This is a genomic window from Microbacterium sp. NPDC007973 (assembly GCF_042958465.1).
Taxonomy (GTDB): Bacteria; Actinomycetota; Actinomycetes; order Actinomycetales; family Microbacteriaceae; genus Microbacterium; species Microbacterium galbum.
The window spans coordinates 617773-632014 of sequence record NZ_JBIBJJ010000002.1 but is presented as its reverse complement, the minus strand read 5'-3'; the positions used below and the strand labels follow the sequence as shown (position 1 = coordinate 632014).

At 71.7% G+C, this 14242-nt stretch carries 14 protein-coding genes; 8 read left to right on the top strand and 6 right to left on the bottom strand.

Translation table 11 applies throughout. From position 1 onward, the window contains the following. Positions 1-71 precede the first annotated feature (71 nt). Both ACFZA2_RS08095 and ACFZA2_RS08090 read right to left on the bottom strand, forming a co-directional pair. The gene (locus tag ACFZA2_RS08095) at positions 72-1448 is read right to left on the bottom strand and encodes an amidohydrolase family protein (RefSeq protein ID WP_391403001.1); all 1377 of its coding nucleotides are present in this window, start codon (positions 1446-1448) and stop codon (positions 72-74) included. Positions 1449-1821: 373 nt separating this feature from the next. Continuing rightward, on the bottom strand, positions 1822-2853 hold the full coding sequence (locus tag ACFZA2_RS08090) for an alpha/beta hydrolase fold domain-containing protein (protein ID WP_391402999.1): 1032 nt from the start codon (positions 2851-2853) through the stop codon (positions 1822-1824). Between the two features lie 231 nt (positions 2854-3084). Here ACFZA2_RS08090 and ACFZA2_RS08085 point away from each other — a divergent pair, with 231 nt between their 5' ends. The 7 genes from ACFZA2_RS08085 (at position 3085) to ACFZA2_RS08055 (ending at position 9716) form a co-directional block, all read left to right on the top strand. Next, on the top strand, positions 3085-3792 hold the full coding sequence (locus tag ACFZA2_RS08085) for an SDR family NAD(P)-dependent oxidoreductase (RefSeq protein WP_391402996.1): 708 nt from the start codon (positions 3085-3087) through the stop codon (positions 3790-3792). A 122-nt stretch (positions 3793-3914) separates the two neighbouring features. Beyond that, positions 3915-4265 (top strand): carboxymuconolactone decarboxylase family protein, encoded by a 351-nt coding sequence (locus ACFZA2_RS08080; protein WP_363387702.1) that lies wholly within the window; start codon positions 3915-3917, stop codon positions 4263-4265. Positions 4266-4277: 12 nt separating this feature from the next. Next, positions 4278-5603 carry a M20/M25/M40 family metallo-hydrolase gene (locus ACFZA2_RS08075; RefSeq protein WP_391402992.1) on the top strand — a complete coding sequence of 442 codons (1326 nt, stop codon included), beginning with the start codon at positions 4278-4280 and terminating at the stop codon, positions 5601-5603. A gap of 497 nt (positions 5604-6100) precedes the next feature. After that, the gene (locus ACFZA2_RS08070) at positions 6101-7129 is read left to right on the top strand and encodes an amino acid ABC transporter permease (protein ID WP_391402989.1); all 1029 of its coding nucleotides are present in this window, start codon (positions 6101-6103) and stop codon (positions 7127-7129) included. After that, positions 7126-7908 carry an amino acid ABC transporter ATP-binding protein gene (locus tag ACFZA2_RS08065; protein ID WP_391402986.1) on the top strand — a complete coding sequence of 261 codons (783 nt, stop codon included), beginning with the start codon at positions 7126-7128 and terminating at the stop codon, positions 7906-7908. The genes ACFZA2_RS08070 and ACFZA2_RS08065 overlap by 4 nt, the downstream gene beginning before the upstream one ends. Before the next feature lie 223 nt (positions 7909-8131). Then, on the top strand, positions 8132-9133 hold the full coding sequence (locus ACFZA2_RS08060) for an ABC transporter substrate-binding protein (protein ID WP_391402983.1): 1002 nt from the start codon (positions 8132-8134) through the stop codon (positions 9131-9133). A 67-nt stretch (positions 9134-9200) separates the two neighbouring features. After that, entirely contained in the window at positions 9201-9716 is a 516-nt protein-coding gene (locus ACFZA2_RS08055; protein WP_391402980.1) for a GNAT family N-acetyltransferase, read from the top strand. A gap of 16 nt (positions 9717-9732) precedes the next feature. Here ACFZA2_RS08055 and ACFZA2_RS08050 read toward each other — a convergent pair whose 3' ends face one another. Together ACFZA2_RS08050 and ACFZA2_RS08045 are read right to left on the bottom strand one after the other, a co-directional pair. Continuing rightward, positions 9733-11031 (bottom strand): PP2C family protein-serine/threonine phosphatase, encoded by a 1299-nt coding sequence (locus ACFZA2_RS08050; protein ID WP_391402977.1) that lies wholly within the window; start codon positions 11029-11031, stop codon positions 9733-9735. 99 nt (positions 11032-11130) lie between these two features. Next, entirely contained in the window at positions 11131-11631 is a 501-nt protein-coding gene (locus ACFZA2_RS08045) for a GNAT family N-acetyltransferase (protein WP_315993884.1), read from the bottom strand. Between the two features lie 169 nt (positions 11632-11800). Here ACFZA2_RS08045 and ACFZA2_RS08040 point away from each other — a divergent pair, with 169 nt between their 5' ends. Continuing rightward, positions 11801-12517, top strand: a complete 717-nt coding sequence (locus ACFZA2_RS08040; RefSeq protein ID WP_391402974.1) for a GNAT family N-acetyltransferase — start codon at positions 11801-11803, stop codon at positions 12515-12517. 64 nt (positions 12518-12581) lie between these two features. On the opposite strand, the gene ACFZA2_RS08035 is transcribed toward ACFZA2_RS08040, so the two are convergent. Both ACFZA2_RS08035 and ACFZA2_RS08030 read right to left on the bottom strand, forming a co-directional pair. Then, entirely contained in the window at positions 12582-13196 is a 615-nt protein-coding gene (locus tag ACFZA2_RS08035; protein ID WP_391402971.1) for a L,D-transpeptidase, read from the bottom strand. 220 nt (positions 13197-13416) lie between these two features. Next, positions 13417-14214, bottom strand: a complete 798-nt coding sequence (locus ACFZA2_RS08030) for a hypothetical protein (RefSeq protein ID WP_391402969.1) — start codon at positions 14212-14214, stop codon at positions 13417-13419. Between the last annotated feature and the right edge of the window lie 28 nt (positions 14215-14242).

Here is a 14242-nt window from a genome sequence, read left to right as displayed (position 1 = left end):
TCAGCGCGATAGGAACCGCCGCGCGCGAGGCGCGGGCAGAGCGGAGCCGAAGGACCGACGGAACCGGCGGGCTACAGGATGACGCCGAACTCCTCCGCCAAGGCGGGCAGCTGCGTGTGCAGCACCTCGGACGCCTCGACCGCGAGCGGGTTCGTCGAGACGCCGTTCTCGTTCACGAGCTCGCCGCCGACATAGACCTGCGTCAGGTTGCGCAGGCCGCACGCGAGCACGTAGCTGCGCACCGGGTTCCACAGCGGGCCGACGTCGGGCTTGCGCGGATCGACGACCACGAAGTCGGCGAACTTGCCCACCTCGAGGCTGCCGACGCGGTCGTCGACACCCATGATCTCCGCTCCCCCGAGGGTGTGCAGGCGCAGCACGCGCTCGGGCATCATCGACAGCGGGTCGTGGGTGCGGGCGCGCTGCATGAACATGCCCATGCGCATGTTCTGCCAGGGGTCGGCGACGTCGGTGCAGGCCTGGTCGTCGAGGCCCATGCCGACCTTCATCCCCTGCTCCAGCATCTCGGGCACGTGCGCGATCCCGGACGCCAGACGCCCGTTGGATGCCGGCTGCCACGACATGCTGGCGCCGCCGGCAGCGGCATCCTGAATGATCTCCGGCGTCGTCTGGATGAAGTGGCCGAACATCATGCCGGGGCGGAGGGCGCCGGCGTTCTTGTACAGCTGGAACTTCGTCTGCTGGTGCTCGATCGCCTCATACGTCTCGAGGAAGTGCGCCTGGTTGGTGACGCCGAAGCGGTCCATGACGGCGACCTCGATCTCGGCGGCGTCGGGGCGAGTCGACCACTGCACCTGGCCCATGATCGAGGCACCGAGCGCGATGTCGGGGTCCATGGCCAGGACGTGGTCAAGGGAGGCCTCGAACCGGGCGAAGATCTCCTCGTCGGTGCCGACGGTGGCATCCAGCGCGATGGAGTCGACGAAGCGGAGCCCGGCGTCATGGCATCCGTCGGTCTGTCGGGTGTGCCAGGCGTGATCGCGCAGGATGCCGCCGCCGTCGGCGCGCTTGCCCTCGACCATCGGCTCCCACGGCAGGAGGGGGTCGGTGAAGTTGTATGCGGTGGTCACGCCGTTGGCGAGGAAGTCGAGCGAACCGTGCAGCGTCGCCCAATAGATCTGGTCGGGCGAGGCGTTGTTGAGCACGCTGAACATCGACGTGCACCAGCCGTACAACGTCTGGTCGACGCCGAGCCCGCGCGAGCCGCTAGTGAAGAGGTGGCTGTGACTCGAGACGAAGCCGGGGGCGACGAACTTGTCGTCGACGTCGAGGATCTCGTCGGCGGTGAGTCCCGGTTCGGGGTCGCCCGCGCCGATCGCGGCGATGCGGCCGCCCTCCACGAGCATGTACCCGCGCTCGATGTAGCCGGGGTCGTCGGTGCCCGCGGGGACCGTGATGAGACGTGCGTTCGTGACGAGGAGCGACATGTTGATGACGGTAACAATGGCGTGTTTCCGCGGTGTTCCGGGCCGGTGGCGGGGGTTTTGCAGGCAGCCTCGTCCCATTTATGTCGGTGCATGTCCCAGAAACGGCCGGTGCAGCGCCCCTCAACCCACCACAAGTGGGACAAGGGTGCGCAGCGCAGCGCGAAAGCAGCGCCCCAGCAGAGCCTCGTCCCACTTCTGGCGGTGCATGTCCCAGAAACGGCCGGTGCAGCGCCCCTCAACCCACCACAAGTGGGACAAGGATGCCTGCACAGCGCCCCAGCAGAGCCTCGTCCCACTTCTGGCGGTGCGTGTCCCAGAAAAGGCCTGTGCAGCGCCCCTCAACCCACCACAAGTGGGACGAGGGTCGAGCGGGTCAGGCGAACGCCGCCCGCACCGCCGGTGCGATCTGCGCGAGCACCTCGTCGCGCGCGGGCGTGGACGGGAACACGAGGAACAGGTGCGGCACGCCCTCGCGCCGCACGAATTCGACGGGGGTTCCGGATGCCGCCACCCGCGCGGCGTACTCCTCGGCTTCGTCCGCGAGCGGGTCGACGGCCGCCGCGACGATCACGGCCGGCGCGGAGCCGGCGAGCTCCGGCGCCCGCAGCGGCGCGGCCTCCACGGGAACCTCAGCCGCGCCGCTCCCCGACGTGCTGCCCGGCGCCGCACCGGCCGCATCCGGCCGCGGCAGCGACGCGGCTACGGGCGCCCCGCCGCCGGCATCCTGCAGGTACAGCCCCCAGTACCACTGCATCCCCTTCGCGGTCAGCGGCAGGTTCTCGGTGTGAGCGCGGTAGCTGGGACGGTCGGGATCGGGGGCGTCGAGAACGGGGCACAGGAGCACCTGCACCCGGATGCCGGGAGCTCGGCCGTCCCGCGCACGCAGGGCGAGGGCGGCCGCGAGGTTCCCGCCCGCGCTGTGCCCGGCGACTCCGAGCAGCGCGGGGTCGATCAGCCCCTCCGCTCCGGACGCCGCGAAGCGCAGCGCGCTCTCGAGGTCGTCGAGTCCGGCCGGGAAGGGATGCTCGGGCGCCAGCCGATAGTCGACGCTGAGCACCTGCGTCCCGGCGGCGAGCGCCAGCGCGCGGCACAGCGCGTCGTTGTTGTCGAGGTCCCCGGCGACCCATCCCCCGCCGTGAGCGAACACGAGCGTGCCGCGGTGACCGGCGCGTGGCCGGTACAGGCGCAGGGCGAGGCCGTCGGCATCCAGGTCGATCGACTCGAGATCCTGGTCGTCGGGCAGACGCACCCACGACGGGTTCGCGCGCAGCTCGGCGATCCGTGTGGCGTCGTCGCCGTCGGCATCCGTCGCCCCGGACGGGATCGTCCCTGCCTGAGCGGCGAGGCGCGCGAGGTGCGCACGCACGGGGGGATCGGTGATGGCCGGGTGCACGGCGTCGGTCACGGGGGTCCTTCCGGTGGGGTTCGGGATGCCGCTGATCGCACGACGCCCCGAGCGTAGACCGCCGGATGCCGCCGTCACCGCCGTCACGAAGAAGCTTCACGCCGCCGAAACATCGGCGCCTCCCCAAACCCCGGCGCCTGTTACCGCCGCGAAACAGCGCCGTCTCCGCGGAGTACGGGGCCGGGCGTACCGTGACCGCCAGGGCGACCCGATGCCCGCGGGAGGAACCTCATGTCGCAGCGCGTCATCGTCACGGGAGGCTCGGGCGGCATCGGCGCCGCCATCGTGGCCCGGTTCACCGCCGACGGGGCCCGGGTCGCGGTGCTCGATCGCCGCGCCCCGGCCGAGGGTGCGGCATCCGCGTTCTTCGCCGTCGACCTGCGGGATCCCCTCGACACGCGACGAGCGGTCGGAGAAGCCGTCGAGGCGCTCGGCGGGATCGACGTGCTCGTGAACTGCGCGGGGGTGTTCCAGCACGCATCGCTGCTCGACATCACCGTCGACGACTGGGATCTCGTCCTCGACATCAACGCCCGAGCGACGCTCGTGACGATGCAGGCCGTCGCTCCCCGGATGCTCGAGGCGCGGGGCGGCACGATCGTCAATATCGCGAGCATGGCCGCCAAACAAGGTGGCGGCGGCGAGGGCCACTACGCCGCCTCGAAGGCGGCGGTCGTCGCCCTCACGCGCGCCGGCGCACAGGAATGGGGATGCCACGGCGTCCGCGTCAACGCCGTGTGCCCCGGGTACGTGCTCACCGACATGGGCGCCGACACGCGTTCGGAGGACGACGTGAGGGCGTGGAGCGCGAAGTCACCGCTCGGCCGACTCGGGATGCCCGAGGACGTCGCCGGGGTCACGCACTTCCTCGCCTCCCCCGCGGGCGGTTACCTCACGGGGCAGGCGATCAACGTCACCGGCGGGATGATCATGCACTGAGGCGGGGGCGCGGTGAACAGCGGCGTGTGACCGCGCGTGACGGCGGCCCCGCGGCGCGCCGGAGGGCGGTGGTTACGGTGGGGCTCTGGCATCCGTTCCGCCGTTCCCGACCTGGAGAGCACATGTCCGAGTACTTCGACCGCACCGCCGACAAGACCTACACGAAGGTCTACAAGAACGAGACGCCCGACATCCTCGCCGCGTTCGCCGCGTTCGATCAGGCGGTCTTCGCCCCCGAGGGGCGCGCGATCCCGCTGAAGTACCGCGAGCTGATCGCCCTCGCCGTCGGCATCACCACGCAGTGCGTCTACTGCATCGACGGGCACTCGCAGAACGCGGTCAAGGCGGGCGCGACCGAGGCCGAGCTGGCCGAGGCAGCCTGGGTCGCCACCGCCATCCGCGCGGGCGGCGGGTACGCGCACGGCCGCCTGGCGTTCAAGCTCGGCGAGGACGCCCGTCCCCACGAGCACTGACGGCTCCTCCCCGTGGACGACGAGATCGGGGCCGGGTCGCCGCAGCCGGGCGGCCCGCAGCCCGACGCCCTCGAGGCGGAGGCGCTGGAGTTCATCCGCGCCCTGATCCGCATCGACAGCGTCAACACCGGCGACCCTGCGACGATCGGCGACGGCGAGACTCGGGCGGCGCGGTTCGTGCAGGCGCAGCTCGAGGACGCCGGGTACGACACGACGCTGGTCGAGCCCGTTCCCGGACGGGCGAGCGTGATCGCGCGCTTGACCGGGTCGGATCCGGATGCCGGTGCCCTCGTCGCCCACGCGCACCTCGATGTGGTGCCGGTGGATGCCGCCGACTGGACGCATCCGCCGTTCGGCGCCGAGATCCACGACGGCATGCTGTACGGACGGGGAGCCGTCGACATGAAGGACTTCGCCGGCATGTTGCTGGCGATCGCGCGGGCATTCCGGCGCGAGGGGATCGTGCCGCGCCGCGACCTCATCTTCGCGTTCTTCGCCGACGAGGAGGCCGGGGGTGTGTGGGGCGCGCGATGGATCGTGCGGAACCGCCCCGAGCTGTTCGCGGGGGCGACCGAGGCGATCAGCGAGGTGGGCGGGTTCTCGCTGCCGCTGCCCGGTGACCGGCGCGCGTACCTCGTCGCCACGGCCGAGAAGGGGGTCTCGACCGCGGCCCTCACCGCCCGTGGGCGCGCCGCGCACGGCTCCCGGCCCACCGCCGACAACGCCGTCGTGCGCCTGGCGCGGGCCGTCGCCGCGGTCGGTGCGCACGCGTTCCCCGTGGTCCGTACGGCGACGCTCGAACGGTTCGTCGAGACCTGGGAGCGCGCGGGCGGGCGGATCGACGACCTCGGGTTCGCGGCATCCCTCCTCGACGCGGGCCAGCGCAACACCGCGTCGCCCACGGTGCTGACCGCGGGCGGCAAGCCCAACGTCATCCCCGCGTCGGCGAGCGCCGTCCTCGACGTGCGGATCGTCCCCGGGCAGCACGACGCGGTGCGCGCGGAGCTGGCCGCCGTCGTCGGCGACGAGGTCGAGGTGACGTGGGCGCGCGACATCGCGGCGATCGAGTCGCCCGTCGACGCGCCGCTGGTCGGGGTGCTGCAGCGCGCCATCAGCGCAGAGGATGCCGACGGGGTGGTCGTGCCCTACCTGCTGCCGGCGAGCACCGACAACAAGCACCTGAGCCGGCTCGGCATCCGCGGGTACGGGTTCGTGCCGTTGCGCGTGCCCGCCGATTTCGACGTGTTCGGACAGTTCCACGCCGCCGACGAGCGGGTGCCCGTCGAGGCCCTCGCGTTCGGCACGCGGGTGACGGCGCGGATCCTGCGCGAGGCGTGACCTCGCGGCCGGCGCCGCGCGGAGCCGGAGCCGACGCTCGACGCCCGGCGCGCACAACTCCTGCAGAACCGCAGGTTCGGCGCCTCGCGACCGCTCCCGGCACCGATAGTGCAGGAGTTGTGCGCCGCGTCGACCGCCCCGCTGGCCAGCCGGCCGGCCACGGGTGACCGCGCATCCTGCGCGAGGCCCGAGACGGCGCTCGGCACCGCGAGCGCACAGCTCCTGCAGAACCGCGGGTTCAGCGCCCGCAACCGCCTCCGCCGCAGGTAACGCAGGAGTTGTGCGCGGCCCCGCGCGGCGGTCGCGCGGCGCGTGCCGGACGTACCCGACCCCGCAGTCGCCGTCCAGCCCGTTACCGCCCGTGACACCGGATTTCGGTGCGTGGCGGAGCGTTTCGACCCGTGAATCCGCGCCTCGCGGAGCTCTCCGGGGCGGTCGTACCGTGACCCTCACCCACCGACGCCCCCGCGTCGTTCCGGAGTCTCGAGGAGCACGCCATGACCACCACCGCGCCGGCACCCGCCGACCGCACGGCACCGCCTGCCGCGTCGACCACCGAGGTCGACCTCGGCACGATCGCCGTGGTCCCCACCCGCCACTGGTGGCGCTGGATCTTCAGCGCCCTGCTCTTGTTCGTCGTCGCCCAGTTCGCCTGGAGCCTCGTGACGAACGACCGGTACATGTGGGGCACCTTCGCGCAGTACTTCTTCGCGGAGCCGGTGCTGATCGGCATCGGGTACACGCTCGGGCTCACCGCGATCTCGGCCGTCGTCGGCTTCGCGCTCGGGACCCTGCTGGCCCTCGGCCGCCTGTCGGCCTCTCCTCTGCTGAACGCCGTCGCGTGGGGCTACATCTGGTTCTTCCGGTCGGTGCCGCTCGTGGTGCAGATCATCGTCTGGTACAACCTCGGCTACCTCTACCCGACGCTCGGCCTCGGCACCCCGTTCACGACCGACTTCTGGATCGTCGAGTTCCCCACCGTGCAGCTCGTGAGCGCCTTCGCCGCGGCGATCCTCGGCCTGGGCCTTCACCAGGCGGCGTACTCCGCCGAGATCATCCGCGGAGGGCTCGTCTCGGTCGACCCGGGCCAGCACGAAGCGGCTGCAGCCCTCGGGATCCCGGCATCCCGTCGCCTGTTCCGCATCATCCTGCCGCAGGCGATGCGCTCGATCGTGCCGAACGCCACGAACGAGGTGATCGGGCTCGTGAAGGGCGCGTCGGTGGTGTTCGTCATCGCGATCCCCGAACTGTTCTACGCCGTCCAGGTCATCTACAACCGCAACAGCCGCGTGATCCCGCTCCTGCTGGTGGCGGTGGTCTGGTACACGCTCATCACCACGATCCTCAGCGTCGCGCAGTACTACATCGAGCGGCACTACGCCCGCGGTTCGGCCCGCGCTCTTCCGCCGACGCCGGTGCAGCGCACCCGCCGCTGGGTCAGCGCGCAATGGGCACGGCTCGGCGACGCCCCTCCTGGCGGAACGGATGCCGACGGCCCCGCCGCCGCGAAGGGGGTGCGCGCATGAGCGCCATCGCCCCCACCCGCGGACTCGTCGAGGTCCGCAACGTCCACAAGGCGTTCCACGGCACCGAGGTGCTCAGAGGCATCGACCTGACGGTGCACCCCGGCGAAGTCGTGGCACTGCTCGGCCCGAGCGGCTCGGGCAAGTCGACGCTGCTGCGCACGATCAACCACCTCGAGACCGTGGATGCCGGCTCGGTCACCGTCGACGGGGACTTCATCGGCTACGAGCTCCGCAACGGCAGACTGCACGAACGGCGCGAGCGCGAGGTGCTGCGACGTCGCACCCAGGTGGGCATCGTGTTCCAGAACTTCCACCTGTTCCCGCACCTGACCGCGCTCGAGAACATCACCGAGGCACCGCTCGCTCTGAAGCGTCTCGGCAAAGACGACGCCGCCGAGCTCGCCCGGGGGCTCCTCGACCGCGTGGGACTCGCGCACAAGGCCGACGCCTACCCCCGACAGCTGTCGGGTGGCCAGCAGCAGCGCGTCGCGATCGCCCGCGCCCTGGCACTGCAACCGAAGGTGCTGCTGTTCGACGAACCGACGAGCGCCCTCGACCCGGAGCTCGTGGGCGAGGTGCTCGACGTCATCCGCGACCTGGCGAAGCTCGGGACGACGCTGGTCATCGTCACGCACGAGATCGGCTTCGCCCGCGAGGTCGCCGACCGCGTGGTGTTCCTCGACCAGGGGCGCATCGTCGAGCAGGGCACGCCCGACGACGTGCTCGTGCGCCCGCAGCACCCGCGCACGCGCGAGTTCCTCGCGAAGGTGCTCGGCTGACGCGCACCCCCGACACAGGTCTTTGAGCCCGTCGAAGGGACCGGGACCCGCGGTACACCGGGTGGCTTCGACAGGCTCAGCCACCCTCGCCGCGACCCAGGTCCCAGAGCCCGTCGAAGGGACCGACACCCACCGAGCCCGGTGGCTTCGACAGGCTCAGCCACCTCCGACCCCGCGACGCGACCCTGCGCCGCGGCACCCCACCCTCACAAGGAGACACAGCATGGCCCTCAGCAAGAAACAGGGGATCGCCCTCGGCGTGATCGCCGCCGCCCTCGTCGCCGTCGTCGGCGTGGGCGTCACGATCGGCCTCACCCGCCCCGTCGAGGCGGAGGCCGCGGCCGCCCCCACGGCCACCGCCGGCGCGAACCCCGACACCGGCGACATCCCCCGCATCACGGGCAAGGCCGTACCCGAGGCCGTCGCCGCCCTCAAGGCGAGCGGCTTCACCCCGATCGAGCCCGGCAAACTCACCGTGGCGATCGGCGCGTTCGTCCCGCCGCTCAGCTACCAGCCCGAGGGCACGACCGCCGCGACCGATGTCGCCGGCACGGAACCGAACGTCGGCGAGCTCATCGCCGAGGGTCTCGGGCTCGAGTACAACCCGGTCGTGGTCGCGTGGGCCGACTGGCCGCTCGGCATCCAATCTGGCAAGTACGACCTGATCACCTCGAACGTCACCGTCACCGACGAGCGCAAGGAGCTGTACGACTTCGCCAGCTACCGCCAGGACCTGCTGGGGTTCTACGTGCGCTCCGACAGCGCGATCTCGAAGATCGAAAAGGCCGCCGACATCTCGGGCCTGAAGATCGTCGTGGGCTCCGGCACCAACCAGGAGAAGGTGCTGCTGAAGTGGAACGAAGAGCTGACCGCCGCGGGCAAGGCCCCCGCCGAGCTGAACTACTACGACGACACCGCCGCCGCGACCCTCGCCCTGCAGTCGGGCCGCGTCGACGCCACCTTCGGCCCCAACGCGACCGCCGCCTGGGCCGCACGTGAAACCGGCCAGACGAAGCTCGTGGGCATCATCCCCGGCGGCTGGCCGCTCGCGGCCGACATCGCCGCGGCGACGAAGAAGGGCAACGGCCTCATCGAGCCGGTCGGCATCGTGCTGAACGCCTACATCGCCGACGGCACCTACGCGAAGGTGCTCGACGCCTGGGGCCTGACGTCGGAGGGCGTCGACAAGAGCGAGATCAACCCTCCCGGACTCCCGAAGTCCTGACCCTCCGGCGGGGCCCGGTCGTCCGCGATCGGGCCCCGCCGCCTGTCCTGCGAGAAGAATGGATGCCATGACCCCCACGCCCCCATCGACCGTGACGATCCGTCTCGTCGAACCGCACGAGTACGCCGAGGCCGGTCGCGTCACCGCCGACGCCTACCGCCTCAGCTACGACGGCCTGTCCGAGGCGTACCTCGACTCGCTCGCCGACGTCGCAGGCCGCGTCTCGCAGGGCGAGGTCTGGGTCGCGGTGGACGGCGGCGAGATCGTGGGCACGGTGTGGACGCCCCGACCCGGCGAGCGCCTGTCACCCCTCGCCGAGGACGGCGAACTCGATTTCCGTCAGCTGGCCGTGGCACCGTCGGCGCGCGGTCGCGGCATCGGGGAGCTGCTCACGCGGCACGTGCTGGCGATCGCGCGCGAGCGCGGGGCGGCGCGCGTCGTCATGAACAGCGGGCCCGAGATGCTCGGCGCCCACGCGCTCTACGGCAAGCTGGGGTTCCGCCGGCTCACGGAGCGCGAGAACCCCGTCGAGGTGGAATCGGGGCGTTTCCTCGACCTGAAGGCCTTCGGATACGACCTCTGAGACGTTCCGGATCCGCTCAGCGCGGCGACCACGTGACGGCGAGCACCGTGACATCGTCGTCCTGCTCCTGAGCGCCGGCTCGGGTGATGAGGTCGTCCACGAGGGCGTCGATGTCGTCGTGCGCGGCGACCAGGGCGGCGTAGCGGTCGATCGAGTCGAGGGAGCCTCCGAACAGGTCGAGCACTCCATCGCTCACGCTGACGAGGCTGTCGCCGGGATGCAGAGCCGCCTCGAAACTGGACCAGCTGGTGCCGACCCCGACGGGCAGATGACCGGACCGGAGGAACTCGACAGCGCCGTCTCTGCGCCGCAGCACGGTCAGACCGTGACCGGCGTCGACCCACCGGATCGTGCCGTCGGGGGCGATGCGCGCATGGAAGCACGTGCTGAACTGCGCGCCGACCATATCGGTCGGCCCCGTGCTCAGGCCGACCGCCGTCCGTTCGAAGGCCACGGCCGGATCCGCGTCGTCGCGACCGCTGCGGATGACCGTGCGCACCGCGGCGGCGATCATGCCCGCGCCCGCGCCCTTGCCCATCACATCGCCGAGGGTGACGGCCGCGCCCCCGTCGGGCGTCGGGTACCAGTCGAAGAAGTCGCCGCCCACCGTTCGAGCCGGAACGCACGCGCCAGCGACCCGGAACGCGTCCGGAAGGTCCGAGCCGTCGGCGGGTTGGAGAGAGCGTTGCACGAAAGCGGCTTCGGACACCTCCGCCTCGGCGAGCCGTCGGCGGTGCTGCGAGAGCGAGAGCTTGAGCAGGGACCGACGCGACAATTCGTTCACCACCCCACCGACCGCGGCGTACACGAGAATCGCGATCGCGAGGCGGACGAGCTCGCTGGGTGTCAGGCCGCGCTCCGAAGAGAGCAGCAGCGGCAGGAGGAGCGCCGCGCAGACCCCGAACAGCGGGACGAGGATCCGCCACCGCCCGCGGCCGGCTGCGATCCAGATGACCGGGAGCACGACGATGACGAAGAAGACCGACTGGTTGTCGCCGGTGCCGTACCGCAGCAACCCGATCGCGAGGAAGTCACCGAGCGGGACCACGAGCTCGGCCCGGCGAAGAGCGGGCCACCGCGCCATGAGCAGCGTCACCACGACCAGGGCGAGTGCCACACCCACGCCCTGCCACATGCGCGCGGCGTCGGTGACGAGCAGCCAGGGGATCGAGCCGCTCGCGACGCCCGCCACCACGACGAGAGCCGCCACGACGGCTTGCTTCGCGAGAGGCTCCCACGAGGTCTGCACCGCGGGCAGAAGCCTCGCCCCCGCGCTCGACGGCCGGACACGGGTGCGCGGGAGCTCCTGGGTCACCCTCCCAGTCAACAGCGGATGCCGGGATGGCGGCCGATCTGGTCCGGAACCGCACAGAATTCGGCCGCGTCGCGCAAGCGTCGCGTACCCCGCGCTCGGTCAGCGGAGCGGCTTGGCGAAGCACCTCGACGACGGGAACCGCTGGTACGGCGGGAAGACCTCGACCGCCCGGTACCCGATGCTCTCGTAAAGCGCGATCGCCTCGGGCTGACGATCGCCGGTCTGCAGGATCAGTCTGTCGGCGCCGCGCCCGCGCGCCAGGCGCTCGAGCTCCGCCATCAGCGCGCGACTGGCACCCCGGCCCCGCGCCCGCGGGTCGACGTACACCCGCTTGACCTCCAGCTCGTCGCCGAGGGCACGAAGCGCCGCGTGCCCGACGGGCTCCCCCGACGCGTCGATCACCAGGACCGCGTCGACGATGCTCGCGGGATCGACCGCGAAGTCCTCGGCGAGAAGCGCGGCGACCTCGGCGTCGAAGGCGGCGAAGACCTCGGCGTAGCGCGGGGAGACCTCGGCATCCATCGCCTCGCGCAGCGCGACCGCGCGGCGGTCGTCCCAGTCGACGCTCTCCAGGACCCATGTCGCGTGCGAAGCCGTCATCTCGCCAGTATCGCCGTCGCGCCGGAGGACGGAACGAGACGGCGAAACGACCGGTAACACGCCTCTCGCCGACGCTCGGGACACGCAATGGCACCCCTCCACACGGCTCCGAGTTGCGCGCGATGACCGACGAGTTGCACCGCGCCCTCGACCGGCGCAGAGTGTCCCGGTGACCTCCGCCTCGACCCTGCCCCTCCCCCACGCCGGCGCCACCGTCCTCGACAACGCCGCGTGGCATTCGCTCGCCGGCCCGCACGCCTCGTTCGCGATCGGGGGCGACCTCGCGCGGCGCTATCCGGCCGACGTCGCACCGTTCGTCGCCGTGCGCTCGTGGGACGAGCCCGGGGTGTGGGACGCCCTGCACGAGCTCGTCGGCCCCGGCGCCGAGGTCGGCCTGTCGGGCTACGAGGGCGAACTCCCGGCGGGCTGGGAGTACCTGGGTGGCGGCGAGGGCGTGCAGCTCGTCGAGACCGACGCCCTGCACACGCGCCCTTTCGAGGAGGCGATCGAGCTCGGGGCCGATGACGCCGCCGACATGATGGCACTCGTCGAGCGCAATCAGCCGGGCCCGTTCCGGCCCCGCACGTACGAGCTCGGCCGGTACATCGGCATCCGTCGGGAGGGTCGTCTCGTCGCCATGGCGGGCGAGCGTCTGCACCCCACCGGCTGGACCGAGATCAGTGCGGTGGCGGTGGATGCCGACCACCGGCGCCAAGGGCTCGCCTCGCGCCTCGTGCTCGACGTCGCCTTCCACATCCAGCAGCGCGGCGATCGCGCGATGATGCACGCCGCCGCGACGAACGTCAACGCGATCACCGCGTACGAGAAGCTCGGCTTCGCGCTGCGGCGGCGCAACCGCTTCGCGGCGGCGCGTACGCCGGCGTAGAGCGCCCCACGCGGCGAATCCCGCCTGGGGAATCACCCGTTGGAGCGGTCGAATCGCCCGCCCGTCAGGGGCCGATCGTGAGGGGAGTGCCGAGCGGGAGGAGCTGCGCGAGCTCGGTGATGTCGGCGTTCGACAGGCGGATGCACCCGTGGCTGACGGACTGCCCGATGCTCGCCTCGTCGTCGGTTCCGTGCAGGCCGATCTGGCCGGGTCCCCCGCCGAACGTGGAGAGGACCTCGGAGAAGGCGGACACACCGAAGGCGTACGGGCCGTATCCGTCGTTCGTCGGCTGGATGAGTTCGGTCAGATAGAAGGAGCCCTGAGGTGTCGGCGTCCCGCCCGTGCCGGTCGCCACCGCGTAGGTCTTCACCTCACGCCCACCCTCGCTGAGCGTGAGGGTGTTCCGACCCGTCGAGACCGCGAGGCTGTAGACGAGGGAGTGGAGCGTGACCGAGTCGGCGGTGACCCATCCGGTGCTGCCGTTGGGGCGCTGCGCGAGGAGCACCTGGATCCAGTCGCCTCGGCGGGCGGCGACGAGGAACGTCAACGGCGCGCCGGACTCCTGCGGATGGGGCAGATACTGCGTCACACTGCCGCCGGGTTCGGCGTAGACGGCGACGTGATCGGTGATCGCCGTCGCCGACGTCGCGAGCGCGGCCGCATCTGCCGCGCCGGTCATGGCGACCCTCGGCGAGGGTGACGCGGTGCCCTGCGGTGACGACGGCGGTGAGGCCGTCGAGGGGGTCTGTGGAACGCACCCCGTGAGGAGCGCGACCGCCAGGAGGAGGGCGGGACCCCGGAGGGCGGAAGAGGTCGTTCGACGGTTCACGAGCGTCTCCGAGTGAGGAAATAGTCCACCGGGCCGGAACGCACGTCCGGCCCGGTGAAGGAGGCAGCGGTCAGCCCGTGAAGCTCACGGCGCGCGCGACGGGCGTCGCGGCGGTCGCGAGCGGGGTGCCGGCGGAAGCCGCAGCCGGCGCGGTGGTCGCGTCGGAGGCCGCGTCCGCGGTCACCGTGAAGCTCACCCGCTGGGCGACGATGCTCAGGTCGGTCGACGCGGCGATCACCTCGTACGTCCCCTCGGTGGAGTAGCTGCCCCCGGCCTGCGGCACCCAGTGGACGGTGACCGAGCCGGCGGCGTCGGCGACCGCGTCCGGCGAGATGCGGATTCCCGATGCGGCATCCCCGATGGCGAAGCCGACCGTCTCGCCGGGCGTGAATCCGGAGTAGGTGACCGTGACACCGTCGGCGAGGTAGTCCGCGAGCGCGACCGTCGACGGAGTCACCGACGCGGTGGGCTGTGCCACGACGGTGATCGTCGTGGACGCGACATCGGAACTGCTCGCGTCGGTGACCGAGATGGTGTGCGTGCCGAGCGTGGCGTCTTCGGGGATCAGGGCGTCGCCGGAGTAGTCCCCGTTGGCGTCGGCGGACTCGTCCTTGCCCACGAGCGGCGACGTGCTGAGCGCGGTGCCGTCCAGTTCGAACGAGAGGGCGTCGCCCGGCGTGAAGCCCTGGGCGTCGAGGAGCACCGAGCCGCCCGCCGTCGCGGTCGCCGGGCTCGACGTCAGCGACGCGGACGAGGCCTGGGCCGAGGCGGCGCCACCGAGGGCGAGCGCGGTGACGACGAGGCCGGTCGCGAGGAGAGCGGAGGAGCGCTTCGCGGCCTCTCGGCGAGGGGATGACGTTTTCGACATGAGGGTTTCCCTTTCGAGGAATCGGGGC